This is a genomic window from Aquabacterium sp. J223 (genome assembly GCF_024666615.1).
In the GTDB taxonomy this organism is placed as follows: Bacteria; Pseudomonadota; Gammaproteobacteria; order Burkholderiales; family Burkholderiaceae_C; genus J223.
This window is the reverse complement of sequence record NZ_CP088297.1, coordinates 3,896,708-3,922,770: the sequence shown is the minus strand read 5'-3', so window position 1 is coordinate 3,922,770 and position 26,063 is coordinate 3,896,708. Positions and strand designations below refer to the sequence as shown.

Here is a 26,063-nt window from a genome sequence, read left to right as displayed (position 1 = left end):
CAGGAAAACGCATCCCGGTCGCGCGCGCTCTGGTACATCCTCGGGCCTGGCTTCCGAGGAGTCCCCATGAGCCTTTCCATCCGACCCATCCTGCCGCGCTTCGGTGCCGAAATCAGCGGCGTGGACATCACCCGCCCGCTGGACGAGGCCACCCGCCGCGCGGTCGTCGAAGCGCAGAACCGCTGGGGCGTCACCGTCTGGCGCCAGACCGGCCTCGACGACGAGACGCACATCGCCTTCAGCCGCATCTTCGGCCACCTCGAGCGGGCGCCCGAGCGGCCCGGCATGAAGCACCGCGAGCTGTTCAGCGCCGGCAACCTGACCGCCGACGGCAAGATCAACACCGACCCCGCGGCGATCACCTACCGCGCCGGCGACCGGCTGTGGCACACGGACAGCTCCTTCATGGACCTGCGCTCGGCGTACTCCCTGCTGCTGGCGCACGAGGTGCCGCGCGAGGGCGGGGCCACCTGGTTCGCCGACACCCGTTCGGCCTACGACGACCTGCCGCAGGAGACGAAGGACCGCCTCGACGGGCTGGAGGTCGAGCACAGCCTGTGGTGGTCGCGCAAGCAGGGCGGCGCGGCGATCACCCGCGAGCAGATCGACGAGCGGCAGAAGGCACGGCACCCGCTGGTGCACGTGCACGCCGGGTCCGGCCGCAAGGCCTTGTACCTGGGCGCTCACGCCTACCAGGTGGTGGGCATGGACTGGGAGGAGAGCCGCGCGCTGATCGACCAGCTCAACACCTGGACCACGCAGCCGGCCTACACCTTCTCCATCCTCTACCAGCCGGGCGACATGGTGATCTGGGACAACCTGTGCACCTACCACCGCGGCGGCGAGTTCGACTACCTGAACGAGCGGCGCGACATGCGCCGCACCACCGCGCGTGAAGCCCCGGCGCCGACCGAAGCCGACGACCCGTTCACCCGGCTCTTCAAGGAAATGCCGCCGCTGGTCCCCGGCCAGCCGCAACGCTGAAACAGCCGCTCAGCGGGCCGAGCGCCGGGCCGTCCCAAGCCGGCCCGCCATCCCCTCGATGACTCGCGCGGCGTACGCGCCGGGCGAGGGGCTTCACTGCGGCAGCATGAACCCGTCGAAGAAGTCCGCCAGCGCCTGGTGCGCCGTCAGCGGCAGCACGTGGGCGATGTACTGGTCGGGCCGCACCACCACCAGCGCGCCCTGGCGGCGATCGACGCCGCGCAGGTCGAAGATGTCCTGGCGGTTCTTCAGGTCCGGGCTGAACACCTTCTCGTAGTCGGTCAGGCCGAGCCGGCCCTTGCGCGGCAGCAGCAGCGCGGGCAGCGTCTCGATGGCCACGTCCGCATGCCCCGGCTGGAACACCGCCCGCAGGTCGAACACCGCGTCGGGGTCCTGGCCCTCGCGGGTGAAGCGGCGCACCGGCGAGCGCGGCGACTCGGCCAGGAAGCGGCACAGCGAGCGCAGCCCGCCCTCGGGGTTGGCCGGCTCGTCGGCGCCGGCGAAGGCGTACAGCCGCCAGCGGCCGTCGGCCTTGCCGGCATGGCCCAGCTGGACCGGCTTGGCGTCCGACACCCGCACCACCGGCGCCGAATGGAAGCGGGTGCCGATGACGAAGCCGGTGGCCAGCGCCTGGTGCTCGTCGCCGCCGCGGATCATCGACGGCCGGTAGTGCGTGCCCATGCCGGCGGTGAAGCGGCCGTGCTGCTCGAAGTAGGTCTGGAAGGCCTTCGGGTCGACGCCGCCCGACTCGCCCTCGGCGCCCTGCTTGGGCGGGTTGGCCAGCATGGTCGACCACTCGCGGTCGAAGTCGAGCAGTTCCTGCGCGGCCGGCTGGCGCTCTTCGGAGTAGGTGTGCAGCAGCGACGGCGCACACTGCCCGCGCAGCACCGAGGCCAGCTTCCAGCCGAGGTTGAAGGTGTCCTGCATGGAGAAGTTCATGCCCTGGCCGGCCTTCGGGCTGTGGGTGTGGCAGGCGTCGCCCGCGATGAACACCCGCGGCTCGCGCGAACCGACCTCGGCCGCCGGCACGTCGTCGTACTTGTCGCAGATGCGCTGGCCGATCTCGTAGACCGACCACCACGGCACCTCCTTCACGTCCAGCGTGTAGGGGTGCAGCGTGCGCTGCGCGGTGGCGATGACCTTGTCCAAGGTGATCTGGCGCTCGGCCACGCGTTCGGTCTCGCCGAGCTTGTCCATCTTCACGTAGAAGCGCACCAGGTTCCCGCCCTCGCGCGGGATGAGGATGATGTTGCCGCCGGCGGCGGACTGGATCGCCACCTTGTAGCGGATGTCCGGGAAGTCGGTCGCCGCCAGCAGGTCCATCACGCCCCAGGCCTGGTTGGCCGAGTCGCCGACCAGCTGGCGGCCGATGGCCTTGCGCACCGCGCTGCGTGCGCCGTCGCAGCCGACGACGTAGCGCGCCTTCACCGTCTCGACCCGGCCCGAGCGGCCTTCGTCGGTGCGTTCCAGGCGCACGGTCACCGGGTGGTCCGTATCGGCAGGGTCCACCGTCACGTCGAGCAGGCGGCGCGCGTAGTGCGGCTCCAGCCGGCTCGGCGACTGCCGCATCGTCTCCAGGTAGAAGTCCTGCACCCGCGCCTGGTTGAGGATGACGTGCGGGAACTCGGACAGGCCGTCCTCGGTGTCCTGCACCCGGCCATGGCGGACGATGTGCTCGGGCCGCCGCTCGTCGGGCTTCCAGAAGGTCACCTCGTTGACCCAGCAGGCTTCCTGGAGCACCCGGTCGGCGAAACCGAAGGCCTCGAACATCTCCATCGTGCGGCAGGCGATGCCGTCGGCCTGCCCCAGCAGCAGCGGGCCGCTGCGCTGTTCGACGATGCAGGTGTGGATGTCGGGAAAGGCGGCGAGCTGTGCGGCCAGCGTCAGCCCCGCCGGGCCGCAGCCGACGATGAGCACGTCCACCGTGTCCGGCACTGCGTCGGTGTGCACGCGGGCCAGGGGGGACGCCGGCAGCACGCGCGGATCGCCGGGGGTGAAGCCGTTCTGATGGAATTGCATTGCTGTCTCCTGAAGGTGGGGCCGCTGGGCGCCGTTCGAGGCTGGGCGCATTGTGAACCAAAAAGCTGGAATGCGGAAATTCCGTGTTAGGAACAATAGTCTAGTAAGCTCCGACCGCCCATCCCCCGTGTCAGCGGAAGAACCTTTCACATGAAGAAGCCGATGACGGTCGACCTGGCCACCATGCCGGGGCATTGCGTGCGCCGGGTGCACCAGATCTCGGTGGCGCTGTTCGCGCAGATGACCGAATCGTTGGGCACGACGCCGGTGCAGTACTCGGCGCTGCAGACCATCTGCAACACCCCTGGCCTGGACCAGAAGACGCTGGGCCAGGCCATCGCCTTCGACACCTCGACCATCGGCGGCGTCATCGACCGGCTGGAGGCGCGCGGCTTGGTGCGCCGCGAGATGGCCGCGCACGACCGCCGGGTGCGGCTGCTGTTCCCCACGCCCGAGGGCGAGGCGCTGCTGCAGGTGCTGGTGCAGGGCATGCTGCGCTCGCAGGATGCGCTGCTGGAGCCGCTGCCGCCGGAGGACCGAGCCACCTTCATGCGGCTGCTACGCGCGTTGATCGACGCCCATGGCGACGTCGGCAAGGCGCCGCCGCGCAGCGAGTAGCCGATGGACGTCGACGCACCCCTGCCGCTGCTCGGCGGCCTGTCGCCGCAGGCCTTCATGCGCCGGCACTGGCAGCGCCGGCCGCTGCTGGTGCGGCAGGCCATGCCGGGGGTGGCACCACCGGTGTCTCGCGCGGCACTGTTCGCGCTGGCCGCCGACGAGGCGGTGGAATCGCGCCTGGTGCGCCGTGACGGCGATCGCTGGACGCTGCGCCGCGGCCCGCTGCCGCGCCGCGCGCTGCCGGCCGTCGCCACGCCCGGCTGGACCCTGCTGGTGCAGGGCCTGGACCTTCAGCTCGACGCGGCGCATGCGCTGTTGTCGGCCTTCCGCTTCCTGCCGCAGGCGCGGCTGGACGACCTGATGGTGTCCTGGGCCAGCGACGGCGGCGGCGTCGGCCCGCACCTCGATTCCTACGACGTCTTCCTGCTGCAGGTGCAGGGGCGCCGCCGCTGGCGCATCGGCCGCGTCGACCGCCCGACGTGGCAGCCGGACGCGCCGCTCAAGCTGCTGCACGATTTCCGGCCCGACCAGGACCTGCTGCTCGAACCCGGCGACCTGCTGTACCTGCCGCCGGGCTGGGGCCACGACGGCGTCGCCGAGGGCGAGTGCATGACCTGCTCGATCGGCTTCCGCGCGCCGCGGCCGACCGAGCTCGCCCGCGAGCTGCTGCTGCGGCTGGCCGATGCCATCGACCCGCCCGACGACGAGCCGCTGTACCGCGACGCCGGCGAGCCGGCCACCGACCGGCCGGGTCGTGTCCCGGACCGGCTGCTGGCGCATGCCCGGGCCGCCGTGCAGCGCGCGCTGGACTCGTCGGGCGCGGTCGAGCAGGCGCTGGGCGAATGGCTGACCGAGCCGAAACCGACGGTGTTCTTCGAGCCCGGTGCGAGCTGGCCGCCCGGCACCGGCCTGCGCCTGGACCGTCGCAGCCGGCTGATGTACGACGGGCGGCGGCTGTTCTTCAACGGCGAGGCCTTCCTCGTCGGCGGCCGCGACGCGCAGCTGCTGCGCCGGCTGGCCGACCGCGGGGGGCTCTCGCCGCGCGAGGCGGCCGGCTTCAGCGCCGAGGCCCGGGCGCAGCTCGACGACTGGGTGGCGGCGGGCTGGCTGCAGGCGGCCGCGCCATGACGATGCCCGGCCTGCCCACCCGCTTCGACACCCGCGCCGGTTTCCTCGACGCGCTGCGGGCAGGGCTGGCACTGGCCCGCGCCGAGGGGCTGCCCATGGCCTGGGTGGACGAGGACTTCGTCGACTGGCCGCTGGGCGAGGCCGGCTGGGTGGCGGCGCTGACCGAGTGGGTGCAGGCCTCGACGCGCGCGCGGCTGCGGCTGTTCGCCCGCCGCCATGACGCGGTGGCGCAGCGCCACCCCCGCTTCGTGGGCTGGCGACAGCGCTTCGACCACCGGCTGGAGGCACGCGTGCTGCGCGCCGAGGAGGACGCCCCGCTGCCGGGCCTGCTGCTGTGCGGCGAGGTGCTGGCCGTGCGCCTGCTCGACCGCGAGCGCTGGCGCGGGCGCACCGTGCGGGCGCAGGAGGAACCGGTGGAGATGCAGCGTCTGCGCCAGCAGATCGAGGCGGTGTGGCAGCGCGGCGAACCCGGCTTCCCGGCGAGCCATCTCGGCCTGTAAGGGAAGATCCTAGGTGCTGCCTATAATCCCTGGCTGGGCTCCGGGACTTCGCGTCCGCCGGCCCGCGCAGCGGACGCGCCGCTCCACCAGGGGAGGCCGCCGAAGAACCCTGAACTCCTACAAATTGAGGACAACATGAACAAGTCGCTCCTGCTGGCCACCCTGGTCGCCACCGTCGCCCTCGCCGCCTGCGGCAAGAAGGAAGAGATCCCGGCCCCGGCCCCCGCGCCGGTCGCTGCCCCGGCCCCCGCGCCCGCCCCGGCGCCGGCCGAAGCCGCCGCCTCGGCGCCCGCCGCCGATGCTGCCGCGTCCGCGGCCGCCGCCCCGGCCGCCGACGCTGCCGCCAGCAAGTGAGCATGAGGCGCCCCCCGGGGCGCTGACGCGAGAAGCCGCCTGCGGGCGGCTTTTTTCATGGCCGGCGGGACAGCGGGCTCAGCGCAGCGACAGCCAGCCGCAGCCCGTGCGCGGGTCGGCCACCACGATGTCGTCGGCCCGGCAGTGCAGGGCGCCGGCCAGCGCCGTCTGCGCCAGCGCCGGGCGGTTGTTGCAGTCGCTCAGGTGGGCGGCGACGACATGGCGCAGGCCGGCGTGGCGGCAGTCGGCGAGCAAGGCCGCCGCGTCATGGTTGGCCAGGTGGCCGCGAGGGCCGGCGATGCGCCGCTTGAGGAACCACGGGTAGGGCCCGCCGTGCAGCAGGTCGAGCTCGTGGTTGCACTCCAGCAGCAGCGCCTCGCAGCGCGACAGCGCCTGCACCATGCGCGAGGTGATGTGGCCGATGTCGGTCATCACGCCGAGGCGGCTGGCGCCGTCGTGCACCGTCAGCTGCAGGGGCTCGGCCGCGTCGTGCGGCACCGCGAACGGCTCGATCACCAGCAGCCCGAGGTCGATGCACTCGCCGTCGCGGGCGACGTGCAGACCCTGCGGCGGCAGGTCGTCGCCCCACACTGCGCGGGCGGTGCCCTCGGCCGTCCACACCGGCACGCGATGGCGGCGCATCAGCGTGCGCAGGCCGCCGACGTGGTCGCTGTGCTCGTGGGTGATGAACACCGCGTCGAGCTGCGCCGGCGCCAGCCCGCGTTCGCCCAGCCGGCGCGACAGCTCGCGCAGCGACAGCCCGCAGTCGATGAGCAGCCGCTGGTGCCGCAGCCCGTCGAAGCCCTCGACCAGCGTGGCGTTGCCGCCGCTGCCGCTGCCCAGGCTGCAAAAACGCAAGGTCATGTGACGGCCTCGGTCCCCGCGGGGACCTCGGTCACTTCAACTGGTCGACGAGCTGGGTGGCGATGCGCTGGGCGACGCTGCCGCTGTCCGGCTGGCCCTGGGCGTTCTGCACCGCGACGGTGGTCGCGTCGGCGCCGCTGGCCTGCACCGCGATGCGGTAGCGCAGCAGCTGCGACGGGTCGTCCTTCTTGCCGAAGGTGAACAGGCGCGACAGGAAGCCCTTGTCCTGCGCCGGCACCGGCGACGCGGTCTCGACGTAGCGCACGTAGTACAGGCCGCTGCTGCGGTCGCGGTCCTCGACGGTGAAACCGCCGCGGTCCAGCGCCAGGCCGACGCGGCGCCAGGCCCGCTCGAAAGGCTCGTCCAGGCGCAGCGCGGCGGCGCCGCCGACCAGCTGGGCGCGCTGCGCGGCGGCCGGTTGCGGCTGGGCGGTGACGGCCACCTGGCGCTTGGCCTCCTCCTCCTTGCCGCCGAGGAAGACCATCAGCCGCGACAGCAGTTCGCCTTCCAGCGTCGGGTCGCTCGGCCGCGCCTGCCAGCGGGCGTTGTCGCGCAGCGGGCCGGTGACCACCTCTTCCATGCCGCGGTGGCTGATGTAGACCTCGGTGCCGTTGGGGCCGCGCTCGACGCGGGTGCGGAAGCGGTCGACCAGGCCGCTGGAGTACAGGTTGTCGATCACCCGGCCCAGCGTGCGCCGGATCATGTCCTGCGGGATGTTGGCGCGGTTCTCGGCCCAGTCCGTCTCCAGGATGCCGACGTCCGGGCTGTCGGTGGACAGCGTGAAGCCGCGCTCGCTCCAGAAGGTGCGCAGCTGCGGCCACAGCTGTTCCGGCGTGCGGCTGGTGACCAGGAAGCGCTGGCCGCCCACCCGCTCCAGCCGCACGTCGCCGGCGCTCTGGGTGGCGACGGCGGTCGTGGTCGGTGCCGCGGTGCTGGGCTGCGCGGCGGCGACCGCCGCCTGGTAGCTGGTGGCGCTGACGGCGCCGCCCTGCGGCGCGTAGCGGCTGTCGCGCGACAGCTGCGTCAGGTCGGGCGGCACCTCCAGCGTGTTGCCGGTCTTCTTGGCTTCGCTGCGGTAGTCGAGCTTGTCGCCGGAGAAGGTGAGGCTGCCGCAGCCAGCCAGGGCGAACAGCGCCACGGGCAGCAGGGCCACGAGGCCCTGTCGGCAGAACGGGGCACGGCGAAGGCGGGCAAGGTCCAAGAGGCGCATCTCCAGCGGAACGTTGAAAAGGGTGGGCCGGCGCGGGACGGCCTCAGAGCAGGCCGCAGCCGCGCAGCGCCTGCTCCACCGCCGGCTGGGCCGCCGCGTCGAGCGGCGTCAGCGGCAGGCGCAGCGCCGGGCCGCACAGGCCCATGCGGGCCATGGCCCACTTCACCGGGATCGGGTTGGGTTCGACGAACAGCTGTCGGTGCAGGTCCATCAGTCCGAGGTGGATGTCGGCGGCACGCCGGGCGTCGCCCGCCATCGCGGCGCGGCACAGCTCGGCCATGGCGCGTGGCGCCACGTTGGCGGTCACGCTGACGTTGCCGCGGCCGCCGAGCAGCATCAGTGCGACCGCCGTCGGGTCGTCGCCCGAGTAGATGGCGAAGCCCTTGGGCGCGTGCTTGATCAGCCAGCAGGCGCGGTCGATGAGGCCGGTGGCCTCCTTGACGCCGATGATGCCGGGCAGCTGGGCCGCCTTGAGGAGGGTCTCCGGCAGCATGTCCGCGCCGGTGCGGCCGGGCACGTTGTAGAGCACCACCGGGATGTCCACCGCCTCGGCGATGGCCTTGAAGTGGGCCAGCATGCCGGCCTGCGTCGGCTTGTTGTAGTAGGGCACCACCTGCAGCGTGCAGTCCGCGCCCACCGACTTGGCGTAGCGCGACAGCTCGATGGCCTCGGCCGTCGAGTTGGCACCGCAGCCGGCCATCACCGGCACCCGGCCGGCGACCTGTTCCACCGTGACGCGGATGATGTCGCGGTGTTCCTCGACCGACACCGTGGGCGACTCGCCCGTCGTGCCGACGACGCCGATCACGTCGGTGCCTTCGGCGATGTGCCAGTCGACCAGGCGGCGCAATGCGTCGAAGTCGACGCTGCCGTCATCGTGCATCGGCGTCACCAGGGCGACGATGCTGCCCGCAATCGGTTTCATCGGGGGAGGGTCCTTGCAATCGTGGGATTCTAGCGGCGGCCCCGGGGGCGGCCGCCCGGCGCCGGGCCGGCGCTCACAGGGGGATAACGCGGCGGTGCGGCGGCGGTGGACGCCGGCTCGCGCACCGCGGCGATGCGCTGCACGAAGCGCTCGGGCCCGGTCAGCACGCCGTCCTCGTAGGCCACCACGCGCAGGCCGGCCGCGGCGGCCACTTCCACCAGTTCGCCGGGCGCCAGCAGGAAGTCCGGATTGGACGGCTTGCCGATGTGCGCCTGCCCGAGGGCGAAGGTTTCGTGCAGCCACCAGCCGCCCTCGGCCACGTGGGTCAGCACGTCCGCCAGGCGCGGGCGCCAGAGGTAGTTCGTCACCACCACCGCGTCGAAGCGGCGGCCGGCCAGCGGCCAGGGGCCGGGGGCTTCCAGGTCGGCGCACAGCGTCTCGGCGATCCCGTCCAGGCCGGCCAGCGCGTCGGCGTTGCGGTCCACCGCCGTCACCGCGAGGCCGCGCGCGGCCAGCCAGCGCGCGTGGCGGCCCCGCCCGCAGGCCAGGTCGAGCACCCGCGCGCCCGCCGGCCAGCGGGCGGCCCACCGCGTCACCCAGTCCGACGGCGGCGGCAAGCCTTCAGCGTCCGGGTGCATGGCGGTTCAGCGCCTGCAGGGCGATGCGGTCGACCCGGCCCGGCGCGATCAGCTTGAGCCAGCGGCCCAGCCGGGTGCGGGCGTCGAAGAAGACGTCGCGCTCGCCGCGTTCGATGCCGTCGAGCAGCCGGCGGGCGCAGACGTCCACCGGCATCGCCTTCGATTCGTCCAGCCCGCTCTTGCCGGCCGGCCGGCCGTCGGGACCGTAGCCGCGGCGGCGGATTTCGGTGGCCACGACGCCGGGGTAGGCCAGGGTGACGCCGACACCGTGCTCCACCAGCTCCACCCGCAGCGATTCGAAGAAGCCGTTGAGCGCGAACTTGGTGGCGCTGTAGGCGGTGCGGCCCGGCACGCCGACCAGCCCGGCGACGCTGGACACCGCGACCACCCGGCCGCGGCTGGCCTTGAGCGCGGGCAGTGCGGCCCGCGTGGTCCACACGCCGCCCCAGAGGTTGACGCGCATCAGGTCCTCGTACCAGCCGAGGTCGACCACCTCGTCCAGCCGCGCGTGGGCCGAGCGGCCGGCGTTGTTGACCAGCACGTCGAGCCGGCCGCAGGCGGCCAGCGCCGCGTCCACCAGCGCGCGGCAGTCGGCCTGCACGCCGACGTCGCAGCGCTGCACGTGGGCGGTGGCGCCGTGGGCCCGGCAGACGGCGGCCACCTGCTGCAGCCGCGTCTCGTCGCGCGCGGCCAGCACCACCGCCAGGCCGGCGCCACGCCGCGCGGCCCACTGCCGAGCCAGCTCGGCGCCGATGCCGTCGGAGGCGCCGGTGATGACCACCGACAGGGGCCGGTCGTTCGCCATCGGCGGCGGCATCAGAAGCAGGCCCAGACCTGGTTGGCCAGCGTCATCATCAGGTCCGGGCGCAGGTAGCTGGCGAAGACGGCGGCCAGCGCCAGCGCGGCGACGCTCCACAGGCCGAGGCGGCTGCGGCGGGTCATTTCGGCGGCCCTCCCGTCAGGCCATCGCCGGGCGCACCGACCGGTCGATCGGCGTCTCGCGCACCGGCAGGTTGACCAGCGCGGCGAAGATGCCCAGCGCCACCGCGATCCACCACACGACGTCGTAGCTGCCCGTGGCGTCGTACAGCCGCCCGCCCAGCCAGACGCCGAGGAAGCTGCCCACCTGGTGGCTGAGGAAGACGAAGCCGCCCAGCATCGACAGGTACTGCACGCCGAAGATCTGCGCGATGGCGGCGTTGGTCGGCGGCACGGTGGACAGCCAGAGCAAGCCCATCACCGCGGCGAAGACGTAGACCGTGGCCGGCGACAGCGGCAGCCACAGGAAGATCACGATGACCACCGCGCGCGCCAGGTAGATGCCGGCCAGGATGTGGCGCTTGGCCAGGCGCTGGCCCAGCAGGCCGGCGGCGAAGGTGCCGAAGACGTTGAACAGGCCGATCAGTGCCAGCGCGACCGTCGCCACCTGCGGCGACAGCCCGTTGTCCTTCAGGTAGCTGGGCAGGTGCACGCCGATGAAGACCACCTGGAAGCCGCAGACGAAGTAGCCGGCCGTGAGCAGCAGGAAGCTGGGGTAGGCGAAGGCCTCGCGCACCGCCGCCGTCACGCTCTGGCCGCCTCGCCGGGCCGCGCCGTCGAGTCCGGGCTCGCGCAGGCCGAACGCCAGCGGCAGGATCGCCAGGCTGCAGGCGCCGAGGATGAGCAGCGCGTCCTGCCAGCCGAAGGCGCTGATCAGGCCGTTTTCCACCGGCACCATCAGGAACTGGCCGAAGGAGCCGGCCGCCGCGGCAATGCCCATCGCCCAGGAGCGCTTCTCCGGCGCCACGTTGCGGCCGATGACGCCGTAGATCACCGCATAGGTGCAGCCCGACTGCGCCAGGCCGATGAGCAGCCCGGCCGAGCCGAGGAAGCCCAGCGTCGACGCCGACAGCGCCATGCCGGCCAGGCCCAGCGCGTACAGCACGCCGCACACCAGCAGCACGCGGTAGGCGCCCCAGCGGTCGGCCACCATGCCGGCCACCGGGCCGGCCAGGCCCCAGGCCAGGTTCTGCACCGCGAGCGCGAAGGCGAAGGCCTCGCGCGTCCAGCCGCGGTCGGTGGTGATCGGCTGCAGGAACAGGCCGAAGCCGTGGCGGATGCCCATCGACAGCGTCACCACCGCGGCGCCGCAGAGCAGCACCTGGGTCATCGACAGGCGGGGCGGCGTGGCGGTCAGGGCGCTCATCAAGCCACTGTAGCCAAAAGGCGGCGCCGCTGCCGCCACCGCGGCGACTCCAGGGTCGGCAGGGGCCACCTCCTAGAATCCGCCGCCATGGCGAGCAAGCAGTCCCCCCACCTACGCAGAGGAGTCGATCCGCGTCCTCAAGGGCCTGGAGCCGGTGCAGCAGCGACCCGGCATGTACACCCGCACCGACAACCCGCTGCACGTGGTGCAGGAGGTGATCGACAACGCGGCCGACGAGGCGCTGGCCGGGCATGGCCGGCGCATCGCGGTGACCCAGCACGACGACGGCTCGGTGAGCGTGGAGGACGACGGCCGCGGCATCCCCCTTCGGCCTGCACCCCGACGAAGGCGTGCCGGTGCTGGAGATCGTCTTCACCCGGCTGCACGCCGGCGGCAAGTTCGACAAGGGCGCGGGCGGCGCCTACAGCTTCTCCGGCGGCCTGCACGGCGTGGGCGTCAGCGTGACCAACGCGCTGGCGACCCGGCTGCAGGTGACGGTGTGGCGCGACGGGCAGGTGGCGACGCTGGCCTTCTCCGCCGGCGCGGTGGTCGAGCCCCTGCAGGTGCGCAAGGCGGCGGCGGGCGACCGCAAGCAGGGCACCACGGTGCGCGTCTGGCCCGACCCGAAGTACTTCGACGCCGTCGAGCTGCCCAAGCAGGAGCTGACGCACCTGCTGCGCAGCAAGGCGGTGCTGATGCCGGGCGTGACCGTCACGCTGAAGCACGAGAAGACGAACGACCAGCAGGCGTGGCTGTACAAGGGCGGCCTGCGCGACTACCTGCTGCAGAGCCTGCCCGCCGACCCGCTGATCCCGCTGTTCGAGGGCGAGCGCCACGCCGGCAGCAACGAGACCGAGAACTTCGCCGAGGGCGAGGGCGCCGCCTGGTGCGTGGCCTTCACCGAGGAAGGCCCGCTGCTGCGCGAGAGCTACGTCAACCTGATCCCCACGGTGGCCGGCGGCACCCACGAGGCCGGCCTGAAGGACGGCCTGTTCGGTGCGGTCAAGGGCTTCATCGAGATGCACTCGCTGCTGCCCAAGGGCGTCAAGCTGATGCCCGACGACGTGTTCTCGCGCGCCAGCTTCGTGCTGTCGGCCAAGGTGCTGGACCCGCAGTTCCAGGGCCAGACCAAGGAGCGGCTGAACTCGCGCGACGCGTTGCGGCTGGTCTCCACCTACGTCAAGCCGGGCCTCGAGCTGTGGCTGAACCAGCACGTGGACTTCGGCCGCAAGCTGGCCGAGCTGGTCATCAAGCAGGCGCAGACGCGGCAGCGCGCCAGCCAGAAGGTGGAGAAGCGCAAGGGCTCGGGCGTGGCCGTGCTGCCCGGCAAGCTGACCGACTGCGAGAGCAAGGACATCACCCTCAACGAGCTGTTCCTGGTCGAGGGCGACTCGGCCGGCGGCTCGGCCAAGATGGGCCGCGACAAGGAGACCCAGGCGGTGCTGCCGCTGCGCGGCAAGGTGCTCAACACCTGGGAGGTCGACCGCGACCGGCTGTTCGCCAACAACGAGATCCACGACATCGCGGTGGCGCTCGGCGTGGACCCGCACGGCCCCGACGCTAACCCCGACCTGACGCAGCTGCGCTACGGCAAGGTCTGCATCCTCAGCGACGCGGACGTCGACGGCTCGCACATCCAGGTGCTGCTGCTGACCCTGTTCTTCCGCCACTTCCCCAAGCTGATCGAGCGCGGCCACCTGTACGTGGCCAAGCCGCCGCTGTTCCGCGTCGACGCGCCGGCGCGCGGCAAGAAGCCGGCGGCCAAGCTCTATGCGCTGGACGAGGGCGAGCTCACCGCCATCCTCGACAAGCTGCGCAAGGAGGGCGCCCGCGAGGGCTCGTGGAGCATCAGCCGCTTCAAGGGCCTGGGCGAGATGAGCGCCGAGCAGCTGTGGGAGACCACGCTGGCGCCCGACACCCGTCGCCTGCTGCCGGTGGCCTACGGCCGGCTCGACTTTCCCGCCACCGTCGGCGCCATGACCAAGCTGATGGGCAAGGGCGAGGCGGCCGCCCGCCGCGAGCTGATGGAACTGCACGGCGACGCCGTCGAGGTGGACGTTTGAGCCCCTTGGCGCTGGCCGAGCCTCGGGTGAGGCTGCGGCCGACCATGCTGTCCGACCTCGAGTTCGTCATCGGCGTGGAGCAGGACGCGCAGAACCGCCCCTTCATCACCCCATGGGAGCGGACGCAGCACGAAGGTGCGGTACGCTTCCCGGACTTTCGGCACTTCATCGTCGAGGCCGGCCCGGATTTCGCTTCGGCCGGTTTCATCATCCTGCAGGGCTGCCGCAACCCGCACCACAGCGTGGAGCTCAAGCGCATCGTCCTGCAGCCGAAAGGACAGGGTCTGGGCCGCGACTGCGTGCGCCTGCTCAAGCGCATGGCCTTCCGCGACCTCAAGGCCCATCGCTTCTGGCTGGACGTCAAGTCGGCCAACATCCGCGCCCTCGCGCTCTATGCCAGCGAGGGTTTTGTCGAGGAAGGCCGCCTGCGCGAAAGCGTGCGGCTGGACGATGGTCGCTGGGAGTCCCTGATCGTGATGAGCCTGCTGGACCGGGAATTCGACGCGCGCCGCGACGCCGGCGCCGAACTGTCCGAATGACGGGCGCAGGCCTGCTGGCCGTCGCGCTGTTGTTCGCGGGCACGGCCGCCCGTGCGGACGAACCGCCGGCGCCGGCCACCGAGGAGGCGCTGGTGGCGTTCGCCACGCCGTCCGCCCCCCTGCCCGTCACGCTCGCCGAACGTCCGGCGCTGCCGCGCGCGGTGTGGCCGGCCTCGCGCGTGGCCGGCCTGCCGGCGCCGCGCATGCTGCAGTGGCTGGACAACGCCCCGCAGGTGCGCGCGATCGCGCCCTGGCTCCAGGAGGCTGGGCAGGCGCACGGCGTCGACCCCGACCTGCTGAAGGCGCTGATCGCCGTCGAGAGCCGCTTCGACCCGCAGGCGCGCAGCCAGATGGGCGCGCTCGGCCTGATGCAGATCATGCCGACCACCGCCAACACCGTGGCCACCGCGGAAGAAAAGCGCAAACCGGCGGCCGAGCGGCTGCTCGACCCGCGCATCAACATCCACACCGGCGCGCGGCTGCTGTCCGACCTGATCGCCCGCTTCGGCCGGCTGGACCTGGCGCTGGCGGCCTGGAATGCCGGCGAGGGCGCGGTGAAGCGCCAGGGCAACCAGGCGCCGCCGAACACGCTGCAGCACATCGAGCGCGTGCTGGCGCTGTACGCCGGCCTGCTGCAGCAGCGGCTGGAGGGCGCCGCCGCCCCGGCGGCCGCGAGCGCCCGCGAGCGCTGACGGCGGCCGGGTCCGGCAATCCGGGCTACCCTCCCGCCCGGGCACCGGCATTGCACCGGGGCCGCAGCCCATTCCCGCCCGCATGAAGCCCTCGCGCCCCATCCATTCCCCCGGCCTGCAGCAGCGGGCGCTCATCTGGCTGCTGGTGATCGTCACCCTGGCCTTCTTCTGGGTGCTGCTGCCGTTCTACGGCGCGGTGCTGTGGGGGACCATCGTCGCCATCCTGTTCGCCCCGGTGCACCGCCGCTTGTGCCAGCGCCTGAACGGCCGCGAGAACTGGGCCGCGCTGATCACGCTGGCGCTGGTGCTGGTCATCGTCGTGCTGCCGCTGGTGCTGCTGGTCACCTCGCTCGTGCAGGAGGGCGCGCGTGTGGTGGCGGCGGTGCAGTCGGGCCAGATCGACTTCGGCGCCTACGCCAAGAGCGTTCTGCAGGCGCTGCCGTCGCCGCTGCAGGACCTGCTGGCCCGCTTCGGCCTGTCCGACGTGGCCGAGATCCAGCGCCGGGCGGCGGAGAGCTTCGGCCGCGCCAGCCAGTTCGTCGCCAGCCGGCTGCTCACCTTCGGCCAGAGCACGCTCGACCTGGTGATCGACTTCTTCATCATGCTGTACCTCGCCTTCTTCCTGCTGCGCGACGGGCGGCGGCTGCGGCGCGGCATCGCCGCCCGGCTGCCGCTGCGCGAGGGCGACAAGCGGGTGCTGTTCGACAAGTTCACCACCGTCATCCGCGCCACCGTGAAGGGCAACGTGGTGGTGGCGGTGACGCAGGGCGCGCTGGGCGGGCTGGCCTTCTGGGTGCTGGGCATCCACGCCGCGCTGCTGTGGGGCGTGGTGATGGCCTTCCTGTCGCTGCTGCCGGCGGTGGGTGCCGGGCTGGTCTGGGTGCCGGTGGCGGTGTACCTGCTGGCGACCGGCGCGGTGTGGCAGGGCGTGGCGCTGGTCGCCTTCGGCGTGCTGGTCATCGGGCTGGTGGACAACGTGCTGCGCCCCGTCCTCGTCGGCAAGGACACCAAGCTGCCGGACTACCTGGTGCTGATCTCCACCGTCGGCGGCATCGCCCTGCTCGGCCTGAACGGCTTCGTGCTGGGGCCGGTGGTGGCCGCCATCTTCCTGTCGGTGTGGGACCTGTTCAGCCGGGAAGCGGCGCCGGACGACCCGCCGCCCCCCGCCACGCCGCCGCGTGCCGGGTGAGGGCCGCATGAGGTCCGGTCTGTCGCCGCGCCATGCGGCGGTGCTGCTCGTGCTCACCCTGGTCTGGGGCTTCAACTGGCCGGTGATGAAGGTGGGCGTCCAGGGGCTGCCGCCGCTGACCTTCCGCGGCCTGTCGCTGCTCATTGGCCTGCCCTGCCTGGCGCTGGCGCTGGTCTGGCTGAAGGTGCCGCTGCGGCTGCCGCGCCGCGAGTGGGCGCTGGTCGGCCGGCTGTTCGTCACCAACATGTTCGCCTGGCACGTGCTGCTGATGCTGGCGCTGCCGCACCTCAGTTCGGGCCGGGCGGCCATCCTCGGCTACACCATGCCGGTGTTTAGCGCGCTGTGGGGCTGGCATCGCGGCGAACGGCTCAGCCGGCCGCAGGTGCTGGGCGTGGCGGCCACCGGGCTGGCGGTGCTGCTGCTGCTGTGGCACGAGGTGACCCGGCTCAGCGGCGCCCCGGTGGCCGCGCTCGTCGTGCTGGGCGCCGCGGCGGTGTGGGCGGTGGGCACGCGGCAGATGCGCGACGCCCGCACCGACGCCCACGTGCTGACGCTGTCGCTGTGGATGACGGTGCTCACCACCGTCGGCGTGTGGGCGCTGGCGGTGCCGCTGGAGGCCGCCCGCTGGGGCCCGGTGACCTGGCCGGCAATCTGGGCCACGCTCTACAACGGGCTGCTGGTCTTCGGCTACTGCCAGCCGGCCTGGCTGTACCTGGCGCGCACGCTGCCGCCGGTGGCGTCCAGCATCAGCGTCATGCTGATCCCGGTGCTGGGCATCGGCTCCGGCGCCTTCTTCCTCGGCGAGGCGCTGCACTGGCAGGACGGCGCCGCCGTGCTGCTCATCCTGCTGGCCATCGGCCTGGTGCTGCTGCCGCCGCGGGTCTGGCGCCGGGCCTGACCCTCGCTCAGGCGGCCTGGCGCCGTCCCCCGCCCAACTCCGCACGCAGGCGCTCGCGCTCGGGGTCGTGCTCGAGGATCAGCGCCTTGACCACCTCGCGCATGGTGATGCCCGGCCGGTCCAGCACCATGTGGGCCTCGGCGGTGGTGTGCAGCGGGAAGTCGGGGTCGCAGCTCTCCAGGATGCGCCGGTCCTCGGCGCCGACCTGGCGGTCGAAGCGGGCCACGCTCTCGGCCGGCGCGTCCGCCTCCCGGTCGCTGCGGTAGGCGAACTGGATGCGCCGCACATGCCCGTCGTCGATCGGCGTGGCGAAGCCGACGATCTGGTGCACCAGCCCGTTGGGGTAGGTGAAGTGCAGCACGAAGGTGCAGGGCGCGTACCAGCGGATGTCCACCGTGCGCAGCGTCTCGGCCTCGGCGATGCGCAGGTTGCGCTGCTGCGGCTCGGGGTTGGCCACCGGCAGCTGGCAGGTGAAGTGCACGCCCTGCTCCAGCGGCCGCAGGGTCAGCCGCGGCGCCACCGGCCGGTGCTCCTCGCCGATGGTGGCGCGGTGCACGAAGCTGACATGCGCCAGGTCCAGCGCGTTCTCGCACACCCGCAGCATGTTGGCCGCCCAGTCCTCCTCGTACTCGAAGACCTGGCGGAAGGCCGGGTCGTCGGCATGGCGGACGACGGGGATGTCGAGCAGCGGCTCCTCCGAAAGGCACACCCAGGCGAAGCCGTAGCGCGCCTCGCAGCGGTAGGCCTTGACGCGGTTGCGCGCATCGGGCGGCACCTCGCCGCCCAGCTGCGGGATCGAGGTGCAGCGGCCGTCGGCGCCGAACTGCCAGCCATGGTAGCCGCAGCGCAGGTCGCCGTTCACCACCGCACTGTCCACCGACAGCCGGGCCGAGCGGTGCGGGCAGCGGTCGTGCACCGCCGCCGGCCGGCCGTCCGCCGTCAGCCACAGCACCACCCGCTCGCCGAGCAGCGTGAAGGCCTGCGGCCCGGCCTGCAGCGACGCCAGCGACAGCGTCGGGTACCAGAAGCGCCGGAACACCGGGTGGTCCATCAGCTTCATCGCGGCTCTCCGTTCGGTGGGAACGGGGGAGCGCTTGCACGGCCTGTGCCAGCCGTGCGGCAGGGACGACCGGTGGTGCCGGGGCCGCTCGACCGGTGGCCTCAGCCGGCGCCGCCGTGGAGCACGCGCTGGGTGATCTCGTCGTTGCCCAGGTGCACCAGGTCCTTGTTGATCGACGCCACCACGGTGCGCTCCACCTCGGGCTTCAGTTCGCGCCGCAGGGTGCCCAGGAAGCGCGGCGCCGCCACCAGGTGCAGGCTGTCGTAGCGCCTTTCCTGGTGCAGCTCGGTCAACCGTTCGGACACGCGCCGGGCGAAGCCCTGCGCTTCCTTGTGCAGTTCGTCGTCGCCGGCCGACGCGGTGGTGTTGGTGGCGCTCATCAGCGCGTGCGGCGCGCGGCCGTCGCCGCGCTGGGTGCCGCCGCCGGCGCGACGGCCGTGGGCGTCGCGGCGGGCGTCGGCGCGGTTCATGTGCGCGTCGGGGTCGGTCAGCTCTTCGACCGGTGTCAGTTCGCCGCCCTTGGGCGGCAGTTCGAGGATGCGGGCGATGGCTTCGTCCGCCACGACGACCAGGGTGTTCATGCGGGGCTCCTTGCGCGGGGATGCATGGCGAGAATCGGGCAAGGCCTGTGCCTCCGGGACGCCCCCGGGGCGCCGTGGGCTGGCCCTAAACTCGCGCGCTTTGCCGCGGCGCCGCGCCCGCGTCCCCCGTCCTTCACCCGATGTCCGACCTCTTCAGCGACCTGCCCCCGAGCCCACCGACGCCATCACGCTGGCCGACTACGCCGAGCGCGCCTACCTGGAGTACGCGCTGTCGGTGGTCAAGGGCCGCGCGCTGCCGGACGTGGCCGACGGTGCGAAGCCGGTGCAGCGGCGCATCCTGTACTCGATGTTCCGCATGGGGCTGGCCTTCAGCACCCCGGGCGGCGCCAAGCCGGTGAAGAGCGCGCGCGTGGTCGGCGACGTGCTCGGCCGCTTCCACCCGCACGGCGACCAGGCGGCCTACGACGCGCTGGTGCGCATGGCGCAGGACTTCGCGCAGCGCTACCCGCTGATCGACGGCCAGGGCAACTTCGGCTCTCGCGACGGCGACTCGGCCGCGGCCATGCGCTACACCGAGGCCCGGCTGGCGCCCATCACCCGCCTGCTGCTCGACGAGATCGACGAGGGCACGGTGGACTTCGTGCCCAACTACGACGGCTCCACGGAAGAGCCGCGGCTGCTGCCGGCGCGACTGCCCTTCGTGCTGCTCAACGGCGCCTCGGGCATCGCCGTCGGCCTGGCCACCGAGATCCCCAGCCACAACCTGCGCGAGGTGGCCGCGGCGGCGGTCGCGCTGCTCAAGGACGAGGGGCTCAGCGACGACGCGCTGTTCGCGCTGCTGCCCGGCCCGGACTTCCCCGGCGGCGGCCAGCTCATCAGCGCGGCGGCCGACGTGCGCGAGGCCTACCGCACCGGCCGCGGGTCGCTCAAGGTGCGCGCGCGCTGGAAGGTCGAGGACCTGGCGCGCGGGCAGTGGCAGCTGGTGGTCACCGAGCTGCCGCCCGGCGTGTCCGCGCAGCGGGTGCTGGAGGAGATCGAGGAGCTGACCAACCCCAAGGTCAAGCTGGGCAAGAAGGCGCTCAGCGCCGAGCAGCTGCAATTGAAGGGCGCGATGCTCAACGTGCTCGACACCGTGCGCGACGAGTCGAGCAAGGACGCCGCGGTGCGGCTGGTCTTCGAGCCCAAGACCAGCCGCGTGCCGCAGGCCGAGCTGGTCAACTTGCTGCTGTCGCAGACCAGCCTCGAGACCACCGCCCCGGTCAACATGACCATGGTCGGCCGCGACGGCCGGCCGGTGCAGAAGGGCCTGCGCCAGGTGCTGACCGAGTGGATCGGCTTCCGCCTGGCGACGGTGGAGCGCCGCACCCGCCACCGGCTGGCCAAGGTGCAGGACCGCATCCACGTGCTCGAAGGCCGGCAGCTGGTGCTGCTGAACATCGACGAGGTGATCCGCATCATCCGCGAGGCCGAGGAGCCCAAGGCCGCGCTGATCGCCCGCTTCGCCTTGAGCGACCGCCAGGCCGAGGACATCCTGGAGATCCGGCTGCGCCAGCTGGCGCGGCTGGAGGCCATCCGCATCGAGCAGGAGCTGTCGAGCCTGCGCGAGGACGAGAAGAAGCTGGCCGACATCCTCGGCAGCCCGGCCGCGCTGAAGCGCACCGTCGTCAAGGAGATCGAGGCCGACGCCAAGGCCCATGGCGACGACCGCCGCACGCTGATCCAGGAGGACAAGCGCGCGGTGGCCGAGGTGAAGGTGGTCGACGAGCCGGTGACGGTGGTGGTCAGCCTCAAGGGCTGGGTGCGCGCCTTGAAGGGCCACGAGGTGGACGCGACCGCGCTGCAGTTCAAGTCGGGCGATGGCCTGTACGGCACCTTCGCCTGCCGCACCGTGGACCCGCTGCTGGTCTTCGGCAGCAACGGCCGGGTCTACACGGTGGCCGTGGCGGCCTTGCCCGGCGGGCGCGGCGACGGCCAGCCGATCACCAGCCTGATCGACCTGGAGTCCGGCACCCAGGCGGCGCACTACTTCGCCGGTCCGCCGACCCAGCTGCTGCTGCTGGCCAACACCGGCGGCTTCGGCCTGCAGGCCGAGGTGGCTCACCTGATGAGCCGCCAGCGCGGCGGCAAGTCCTTCCTGACGCTGGAGCCCCAGGAGCACCTGCTGCCCCCGGTGCCGCGCGCCGCCGGCCACAGCGAGGTGGCCTGCCTGTCGATGGGCGGTCGGCTGCTGGTCTTCCCGCTGGCGGAGCTGAAGGTGCAGCCGGGCGGCGGCCGTGGGTTGACGCTGATGGACGTCGACGAGAGCGACCCCTTGGTCTCGGTGGCCACCTTTGCGCATGCCTTGCGGGTGCTGGGTCTCGGCCGTTCGGCGAAAGCGAAGGAGGAGGAGCTGAAGGGGGTTGCGTTGGCCTCGCATGTGGGGAAGCGGGCGCGCAAGGGGAAGAAGGTGGAGGGGTTTCCGAAGCCGCAGCGGGTGGTGGGGGCCTGAGCTAGGAGCCTCTGGGGCTCTTCGCGCTGCGGTTCGAGCTTCTTTGCGGGGCAGCCCGTGGGCCTGCGCGGCCCACACCCGCGGTTCTTTCTTTTGGTGGCCCAAAAGAAAGGAACCAAAGAAAAGGGCCTTCAACACAACATCCGATTTCGCTCTCGAACTGGATGACGGGGCCCGCTTGTCGCTCCGGTTTCTGCCGGCCACCAGGCCCTGCCTCAGTCTGCAAGGGCGTCTGACACTCACGCGCTGCCGGCTTCCGACCAAGCTCGTGTCTGGGTCCGCGCCGCTTCGCTTCGCTCGCTTGCAAGCCCGAAGGCACCTCGTGCCCACACTGCCTGCTGTAGGGGAGCGCAGCGACGCCGCATGGGCCCGCGCAGGCCCACGGGCTGCATCGCAAAAACAGGCCCGTTGCGGCAGCGCCCTCACGGCCACGATGACCTCATCCGAACACCACCGGCCCACCCTTCTCGACCGCCCGCCGATACGCCGGCCGTGCCCGCATCCGCTCCAGGTACGCGCGCAGCCGTGGATGGCGGTCGAAACCCGAGCGAACCGCCGACGCCTCGACGACAAAGCTCATCTGCACGTCCGCGATCGTCGGCGCATCGCCCGCGAACCAGTCCGACGACGCCAGCGCCGCCTCCATGTGGTCCAGGTGCCGGCGGATGTTCGGCTGGATGAAGCCCGCCTTGACCTGCGCCGCGATCCGCTTGGCGATCGGCCGTACGAGGAAGGGCGCGCGGCGCTCCACCGTGTCGAAGACCAGCGTCATCAGCAGCGGCGGCATGGCCGAGCCCTCGGCGAAGTGCAGCCAGTGGTTGCAGCGGCGGCCGGCCTCGGTGGACAGCGGCGGGCGCCAGGCCGGGTCGGCGTAACGATCGGCCAGGTACTCGAGGATGGCGCCGGACTCGGACAGCGTCAGCCCGTCGTCGGTGATCACCGGCGACTTGCCCAGCGGGTGAACCGCGCGCAGTTCGGGCGGCGCCAGCATCGTCTTCGGGTCGCGGCGGTAGGTCTTCAGCTCGTAGGGCAGGCCCAGCTCTTCGAGCAGCCACAGCACGCGTTGCGAGCGCGACCTCTCCAGGTGGTGGACGACGATCATCGCCGGTGGCAGGTCAGGGCTGGCGCCGGCGCAGCAGCGCCAGGCCGACGGCGCCCAGGGCCACGAACAGGGCCAGGCTCCAGAACTCGTAGGGCACGCCGAGCAGCGACACCGCGGCATCGGCACAGCTGGCCCGCGGCTGGAAGATCTCCGGCAGCAGGGCGTCGAGCTGCAGCCAGGCCAGCAGCCGGTCGGGCCAGGTGAGGTTGCACGACTGCGAGGCCGCGGCGACGAAGTGCTGCCACAGCGCGGCGGCCACGCCGCCGGCCGCCGTCAGCAGCACCAGGGCGCCCATGCCGCGGGCCGCGCGCCGCAGCAGCAGCCCCACCGCCGACCACAGCGCGATCAGCACGAACAGCAGCCGCTGCAGGATGCACCAGGGGCAGGGCTCCATCCCGTAGACGTGCTGCGACACCAGCGCCGCCGCCACCGCGGCCAGCGGCAGCAGCAGGCCGACCAGGAGCAGCGGTTTGTCGCGCCCGATCATTGGACCTCGGCGATCAGCTCGATCTCGACGCAGGACCCGGTCGGGATCTGCGCCACGCCGAAGGCGCTGCGGGCATGGGCGCCGCGCTCGCCGAACACGTCGGCGAACAGCGTCGAGGCGCCGTTGACCACCAGGTGCTGCTCGGTGAAGGTGTTGGTGCTGTTGACCAGCCCCATCAGCTTGACGATGCGGCGCACGCGGCCGAGGTCGCCCACCGCGGCCTTCAGCGTGCCCATCAGGTCGATGGCGATGGCGCGCGCGGCCTGCTGGCCTTCGGCGGTGGTCATGGTCAGCCCGAGCTGGCCGACCCAGGGCTGGCCGTCGCGCTTGGCGATGTGGCCGGACAGGAAGACCAGGTTGCCGGTCTGCACGAAGGGCTGGTAGGCCGCGGCCGGCACGGCCACCGGGGGCAGCGTGATGCCGAGGGCCTGCAGGCGTTGTTCGGGGGAGGGGGCTGGCAGCGGGGGTCGTCATGGCGGGCGTCGGGATGGCGAACGGCCCGCGATGCTACCCGCCGCCCACCGGCGGCGCGGCCGCTCAGGCCGGCGCGTCGGGATGGGCCGCCGCCACCATCACGCCGGCCAGCGTGGTGTAGGCCGTCGTCCAGGCGGCCTTCACCTCGGGGGTGAAGCCGTCGCCGAGGCCCTGCTGCAGCGTGTCGAGCAGCGCGGCGCCCACGGTCTGGTAATGCGCCGGCTGCACGCCGTAGCCCACATGGCGCCGGGCCAGGTCCTGCGCCACCGGGACCAGCCGCTCCAGGTGGTTCAGCCCGGCCACCACGGCGCCGAGCATGGCCATCAGCTTGCGTCCCTGCTCGGTGAGGTCCGTGCTGAACAGCGGCCGCAGCGACGGGTCCAACTCGAACAGCCGCTGGTAGAACAGGGCCGCCACGGCCGGCGCCTGGGGGGCCACCAGGGCAAAGGTGCGCTGGACGTGGGCGATGTCTTGCGGGGTCATCGGGGCTCCTCCGGGGTGTTCGTGGTGCGACCGCATCGCAGCTTCCATGCCACCGCCGGCGCGCCGGGGCCGGCCCTGCTAGGGGCTGACGGCGACCCGGTCCCGCCGGCAGGCTGCCGTCCATGGAACGGGGCAGGGCCTCCACCGCGGCGAAGGACGACCCCGGCGACGCCGCGGTCGCCCTGCGGCTGGGCGGGCTGGCCGTGGCCTGGGGCGCCGGCGTGGCTTGGCAGCTGCAGCAGCCTGCGCTGCTGGCGCCGGGGCCGCGGGTGGCGGGCCTGGCGCTCGGTGTGGCGGCGCTGGTGCTGGCCTGGGCCGCCCGACGGCGCACCGCCGGCTGGGCCGCAGGGCTGGTGGCCCTGGCGCTGCTGGCCGCCGCCAGCACCGACCAGCGCGCCGCCTGGCGGCTGGCCGCGCAGCTGGACCCCACGCTGGAAGGGCGCGACCTCGTGATCGTCGGCACGGTGGCCACGCTGCCCCGGCAGGGGCCGGACGGCGTGCGCTTCGCCTTCGCGGTGGACCAGGCGCGCGACGCGGCCGGCCGGCCGGTGGCGCTGCCGCCGCGCCTCTGGCTGGGCTGGTGGCGCGGCTGGCACGACGACACCGCGCTGGACGACCCGCAGGCCCCCCTTGCCGCCGGCCAGCGCTGGCGCTTCACCGTGCGGCTGAAGCGGCCGCACGGCACGCTCAACCCGCAGGGCTTCGACCGCGAGCTGTGGCTGTTCGAGAACGGCCTTGGCGCCACCGGCCATGTGCGGTCGGCCGGCGCCCACCCGGCGCGACGGCTGTCCGGCGACGCCTTCATGCCGGTGGAGCGCGCCCGGCAGGCGCTGCGCGACGCCATCGCCCGGCAGGTGCCGGACCCGCGGCTCGCCGGCGTGGTCGCGGCGCTGGCGATCGGCGACCAGGCAGCGATCGACCGCGAGGACTGGGAGGTCTTCCGCAGCACCGGCGTGGCGCACCTGGTCGCCATCTCCGGCCTGCACATCACCCTGCTGGCCTGGCTGGCCGCGGCGGCCATCGGCCGGGCCTGGCGTTGCAGCGCGACGCTCTGCTTGGGCTGGCCTGCGCCTGTGGCGGCGCGCTGGGGCGGCGTGGGCTGCGCGCTGGCGTATGCGCTGCTGGCCGGCTGGGGCGTGCCGGCGCAGCGCACGGTGCTGATGCTGGCGGTGGCCGCGCTGCTGGCGCAGGCGGCGCGCGACTGGCCGGGGCCGCTGGTGCTGCTGGCCGCCGGGCTCGCGGTGGTGGGGCTCGACCCCTGGGCCCTGCTGCAGCCCGGCTTCTGGCTGTCGTTCGCCGCGGTCGGGCTGCTGATGCTCGGCAACGCGGAGGCGGCGACGGCGCGGTCGCCCTCGCGCCTGCACGCGGTCGGCCGCGTGGTGCGCCACGGCCTGCGCACGCAGGTCGTCGCCACCCTCGGCCTGGCGCCGCTGACCCTGCTGTTCTTCCAGCAGGTGTCGGTGGTCGGCTTCGTCGCCAACCTGGTCGCCATCCCGCTGGTGACGCTGGTGATCACGCCGCTGGCGCTGGCCGGTGCGCTGTGGGCACCGCTGTGGAGCCTGGCCGCGCTGGGCGTGCAGGGGCTGCTGGCGCTGCTGCAGCCGCTGGCCGCCTGGCCGGCGGCGGCGCTGTCGGTGCCGGCGGCCCCGGCCTGGGCGCAGGCGCTGGGGCTGCTGGCGGCGGTGGTTGCGCTGCTGCCCTGGCCCTGGCGGTTGCGGGGGCTGGCGCTGCCGCTGGTGCTGCCGTTGGCCTGGCCGCTGCCGCCGCGGCCGCCGCCCGGAACCTTCGAGCTGCAGGCGGCCGATGTCGGCCAGGGCGGTGCGGTGCTGGTCACGACGGCCCGGCACCGGCTGCTCTACGACGCCGGGCCGCAGTACGGTCGCGAGGGCGACGCCGGCCAACGGGTGCTGCTGCCGCTGCTGCGCGCCACCGGCCCGGCGCGGCTGGACGCGCTGGTGGTCAGCCACCGCGACAGCGACCACGCCGGCGGCGCGGCCAGCGTGATGGCGGCGCTGCCGGTGGCCGTGCTGCACAGCTCGCTCGAGGCCGGGCATGCGCTGCGCGACCGGGCGCCGGTGCACCGGCCCTGTGTGGCCGGCGAAGGCTGGACCTGGGACGGCGTGCACTTCGACTGGCTGCATCCTGCCGCCGACGACCTCGCCCGGGCCGGCCCGGCCACGCGGCCGAACGTGCTGAGCTGCGTGCTGCGCATCCGCGGGGCGCAGCGCAGCGCGCTGCTGCCCGGTGACGTGGAGGCGCCGCAGGAGGCGGCGCTGCTGCAGCGCGACCGCGCCGCGCCGGCGGCCGACGTGCTGCTGGTGGCCCACCACGGCAGCCGCAGTTCCTCCACCGACGCCTGGCTGGACGCGGTGGCGCCCTCGCTCGCCATCGCCCAGGTCGGCTACCGCAACCGCTTCGGCCACCCGGCGCCCGTGGTGGTCGATCGCTTCGCGGCCCGCGGCATCCCCCTGCGCCGCAGCGACCACTGCGGCGCCTGGACCTGGCGCAGCGACCAGCCGCCGGAGGCCGGCCGCTGCGAACGCGAGGTGCGCCGTCGCTACTGGCACTGGTCGCCGCCGCCCGCCGCCGAGGCCGAGCCCTGACGACCCGCCGCGACCGGC

The 26,063-nt window shown here is 73.0% G+C and carries 26 protein-coding genes and 1 pseudogene; 13 read left to right on the top strand and 14 right to left on the bottom strand.

Features of this window, described 5'->3' with window-relative positions; translation table 11 throughout:
• The first annotated feature begins 66 nt into the window (after positions 1-66).
• Positions 67-984, top strand: coding sequence for a TauD/TfdA dioxygenase family protein (locus LRS07_RS18475; protein ID WP_260499396.1), 918 nt, complete (start codon positions 67-69; stop codon positions 982-984).
• Positions 985-1,077: 93 nt separating this feature from the next.
• On the opposite strand, the gene LRS07_RS18470 is transcribed toward LRS07_RS18475, so the two are convergent.
• Positions 1,078-3,003: an FAD-binding monooxygenase gene (locus LRS07_RS18470; protein WP_260499395.1), complete on the bottom strand. Its 1,926-nt coding sequence runs from the start codon at positions 3,001-3,003 to the stop codon at positions 1,078-1,080.
• Positions 3,004-3,153: 150 nt separating this feature from the next.
• Here LRS07_RS18470 and LRS07_RS18465 point away from each other — a divergent pair, with 150 nt between their 5' ends.
• From LRS07_RS18465 to LRS07_RS18450, 4 genes are all read left to right on the top strand, one after another.
• On the top strand, positions 3,154-3,621 hold the full coding sequence (locus tag LRS07_RS18465; protein ID WP_260499394.1) for a MarR family winged helix-turn-helix transcriptional regulator: 468 nt from the start codon (positions 3,154-3,156) through the stop codon (positions 3,619-3,621).
• Positions 3,622-3,624: 3 nt separating this feature from the next.
• On the top strand, positions 3,625-4,749 hold the full coding sequence (locus LRS07_RS18460; RefSeq protein ID WP_260499393.1) for a cupin domain-containing protein: 1,125 nt from the start codon (positions 3,625-3,627) through the stop codon (positions 4,747-4,749).
• Positions 4,746-5,249: a hypothetical protein gene (locus tag LRS07_RS18455; RefSeq protein WP_260499392.1), complete on the top strand. Its 504-nt coding sequence runs from the start codon at positions 4,746-4,748 to the stop codon at positions 5,247-5,249. Before LRS07_RS18460 ends, LRS07_RS18455 begins: the two co-directional genes overlap by 4 nt.
• 135 nt (positions 5,250-5,384) lie before the next feature.
• Positions 5,385-5,603, top strand: a complete 219-nt coding sequence (locus LRS07_RS18450) for a hypothetical protein (protein ID WP_260499391.1) — start codon at positions 5,385-5,387, stop codon at positions 5,601-5,603.
• A gap of 78 nt (positions 5,604-5,681) precedes the next feature.
• Here LRS07_RS18450 and LRS07_RS18445 read toward each other — a convergent pair whose 3' ends face one another.
• The 7 genes from LRS07_RS18445 to LRS07_RS18415 all read right to left on the bottom strand — a co-directional run bounded on the left by LRS07_RS18445 (position 5,682) and on the right by LRS07_RS18415 (position 11,425).
• The gene (locus tag LRS07_RS18445; protein WP_260499390.1) at positions 5,682-6,467 is read right to left on the bottom strand and encodes an MBL fold metallo-hydrolase; all 786 of its coding nucleotides are present in this window, start codon (positions 6,465-6,467) and stop codon (positions 5,682-5,684) included.
• A gap of 31 nt (positions 6,468-6,498) precedes the next feature.
• Positions 6,499-7,620 carry an NlpB/DapX family lipoprotein gene (gene bamC / locus LRS07_RS18440; RefSeq protein WP_260499389.1) on the bottom strand — a complete coding sequence of 374 codons (1,122 nt, stop codon included), beginning with the start codon at positions 7,618-7,620 and terminating at the stop codon, positions 6,499-6,501.
• Positions 7,621-7,720: 100 nt separating this feature from the next.
• Positions 7,721-8,602, bottom strand: coding sequence for a 4-hydroxy-tetrahydrodipicolinate synthase (dapA, locus tag LRS07_RS18435; protein ID WP_260499388.1), 882 nt, complete (start codon positions 8,600-8,602; stop codon positions 7,721-7,723).
• 29 nt (positions 8,603-8,631) lie between these two features.
• Positions 8,632-9,240 (bottom strand): class I SAM-dependent methyltransferase, encoded by a 609-nt coding sequence (locus tag LRS07_RS18430; protein ID WP_260499387.1) that lies wholly within the window; start codon positions 9,238-9,240, stop codon positions 8,632-8,634.
• Positions 9,224-10,045, bottom strand: coding sequence for an SDR family oxidoreductase (locus tag LRS07_RS18425; RefSeq protein ID WP_260499386.1), 822 nt, complete (start codon positions 10,043-10,045; stop codon positions 9,224-9,226). Before LRS07_RS18425 ends, LRS07_RS18430 begins: the two co-directional genes overlap by 17 nt.
• 11 nt (positions 10,046-10,056) lie before the next feature.
• Positions 10,057-10,182, bottom strand: a complete 126-nt coding sequence (locus LRS07_RS18420) for a hypothetical protein (RefSeq protein WP_260499385.1) — start codon at positions 10,180-10,182, stop codon at positions 10,057-10,059.
• Between the two features lie 16 nt (positions 10,183-10,198).
• Positions 10,199-11,425 (bottom strand): MFS transporter, encoded by a 1,227-nt coding sequence (locus tag LRS07_RS18415; protein ID WP_260499383.1) that lies wholly within the window; start codon positions 11,423-11,425, stop codon positions 10,199-10,201.
• 172 nt (positions 11,426-11,597) lie between these two features.
• Between LRS07_RS18415 and LRS07_RS22335 the strand changes: the two are divergent.
• From LRS07_RS22335 to LRS07_RS18390, 6 genes and pseudogenes are all read left to right on the top strand, one after another.
• A pseudogene (locus tag LRS07_RS22335) lies at positions 11,598-11,798 on the top strand (ATP-binding protein); the annotation flags it as partial.
• A 322-nt stretch (positions 11,799-12,120) separates the two neighbouring features.
• Entirely contained in the window at positions 12,121-13,488 is a 1,368-nt protein-coding gene (locus LRS07_RS18410) for a toprim domain-containing protein (protein WP_409450652.1), read from the top strand.
• Between the two features lie 26 nt (positions 13,489-13,514).
• Positions 13,515-14,027: a GNAT family N-acetyltransferase gene (locus LRS07_RS18405; protein ID WP_260502163.1), complete on the top strand. Its 513-nt coding sequence runs from the start codon at positions 13,515-13,517 to the stop codon at positions 14,025-14,027.
• Complete coding sequence (locus LRS07_RS18400) at positions 14,024-14,719, top strand: lytic transglycosylase domain-containing protein (protein WP_260499382.1); 696 nt, start codon at positions 14,024-14,026, stop codon at positions 14,717-14,719. Before LRS07_RS18405 ends, LRS07_RS18400 begins: the two co-directional genes overlap by 4 nt.
• Positions 14,720-14,801: 82 nt before the next feature.
• Positions 14,802-15,908 (top strand): AI-2E family transporter, encoded by a 1,107-nt coding sequence (locus tag LRS07_RS18395; RefSeq protein ID WP_260499381.1) that lies wholly within the window; start codon positions 14,802-14,804, stop codon positions 15,906-15,908.
• 7 nt (positions 15,909-15,915) lie between these two features.
• Positions 15,916-16,806, top strand: a complete 891-nt coding sequence (locus LRS07_RS18390) for a DMT family transporter (protein ID WP_260499380.1) — start codon at positions 15,916-15,918, stop codon at positions 16,804-16,806.
• 7 nt (positions 16,807-16,813) lie between these two features.
• On the opposite strand, the gene LRS07_RS18385 is transcribed toward LRS07_RS18390, so the two are convergent.
• Both LRS07_RS18385 and LRS07_RS18380 read right to left on the bottom strand, forming a co-directional pair.
• Positions 16,814-17,866 carry a Rieske 2Fe-2S domain-containing protein gene (locus LRS07_RS18385; protein ID WP_260499379.1) on the bottom strand — a complete coding sequence of 351 codons (1,053 nt, stop codon included), beginning with the start codon at positions 17,864-17,866 and terminating at the stop codon, positions 16,814-16,816.
• Positions 17,867-17,967: 101 nt separating this feature from the next.
• Positions 17,968-18,447 carry a host attachment protein gene (locus LRS07_RS18380; protein WP_260499378.1) on the bottom strand — a complete coding sequence of 160 codons (480 nt, stop codon included), beginning with the start codon at positions 18,445-18,447 and terminating at the stop codon, positions 17,968-17,970.
• 184 nt (positions 18,448-18,631) lie between these two features.
• On the opposite strand from LRS07_RS18380, the gene parC reads away from it, so the two are divergent.
• Complete coding sequence (parC, locus tag LRS07_RS18375) at positions 18,632-20,896, top strand: DNA topoisomerase IV subunit A (protein ID WP_260502162.1); 2,265 nt, start codon at positions 18,632-18,634, stop codon at positions 20,894-20,896.
• Positions 20,897-21,335: 439 nt separating this feature from the next.
• On the opposite strand, the gene LRS07_RS18370 is transcribed toward parC, so the two are convergent.
• From LRS07_RS18370 to LRS07_RS18355, 4 genes are all read right to left on the bottom strand, one after another.
• Complete coding sequence (locus tag LRS07_RS18370; protein WP_260499377.1) at positions 21,336-21,998, bottom strand: glutathione S-transferase family protein; 663 nt, start codon at positions 21,996-21,998, stop codon at positions 21,336-21,338.
• A gap of 13 nt (positions 21,999-22,011) precedes the next feature.
• Positions 22,012-22,485, bottom strand: coding sequence for a disulfide bond formation protein B (locus LRS07_RS18365; protein WP_260499376.1), 474 nt, complete (start codon positions 22,483-22,485; stop codon positions 22,012-22,014).
• Entirely contained in the window at positions 22,482-22,946 is a 465-nt protein-coding gene (locus tag LRS07_RS18360; RefSeq protein ID WP_260502161.1) for a RidA family protein, read from the bottom strand. Before LRS07_RS18360 ends, LRS07_RS18365 begins: the two co-directional genes overlap by 4 nt.
• Before the next feature lie 76 nt (positions 22,947-23,022).
• On the bottom strand, positions 23,023-23,442 hold the full coding sequence (locus LRS07_RS18355) for a globin family protein (RefSeq protein ID WP_260499375.1): 420 nt from the start codon (positions 23,440-23,442) through the stop codon (positions 23,023-23,025).
• Between the two features lie 122 nt (positions 23,443-23,564).
• On the opposite strand from LRS07_RS18355, the gene LRS07_RS18350 reads away from it, so the two are divergent.
• Positions 23,565-26,045 (top strand): DNA internalization-related competence protein ComEC/Rec2, encoded by a 2,481-nt coding sequence (locus tag LRS07_RS18350; RefSeq protein WP_260499374.1) that lies wholly within the window; start codon positions 23,565-23,567, stop codon positions 26,043-26,045.
• Positions 26,046-26,063: the final 18 nt, after the last annotated feature.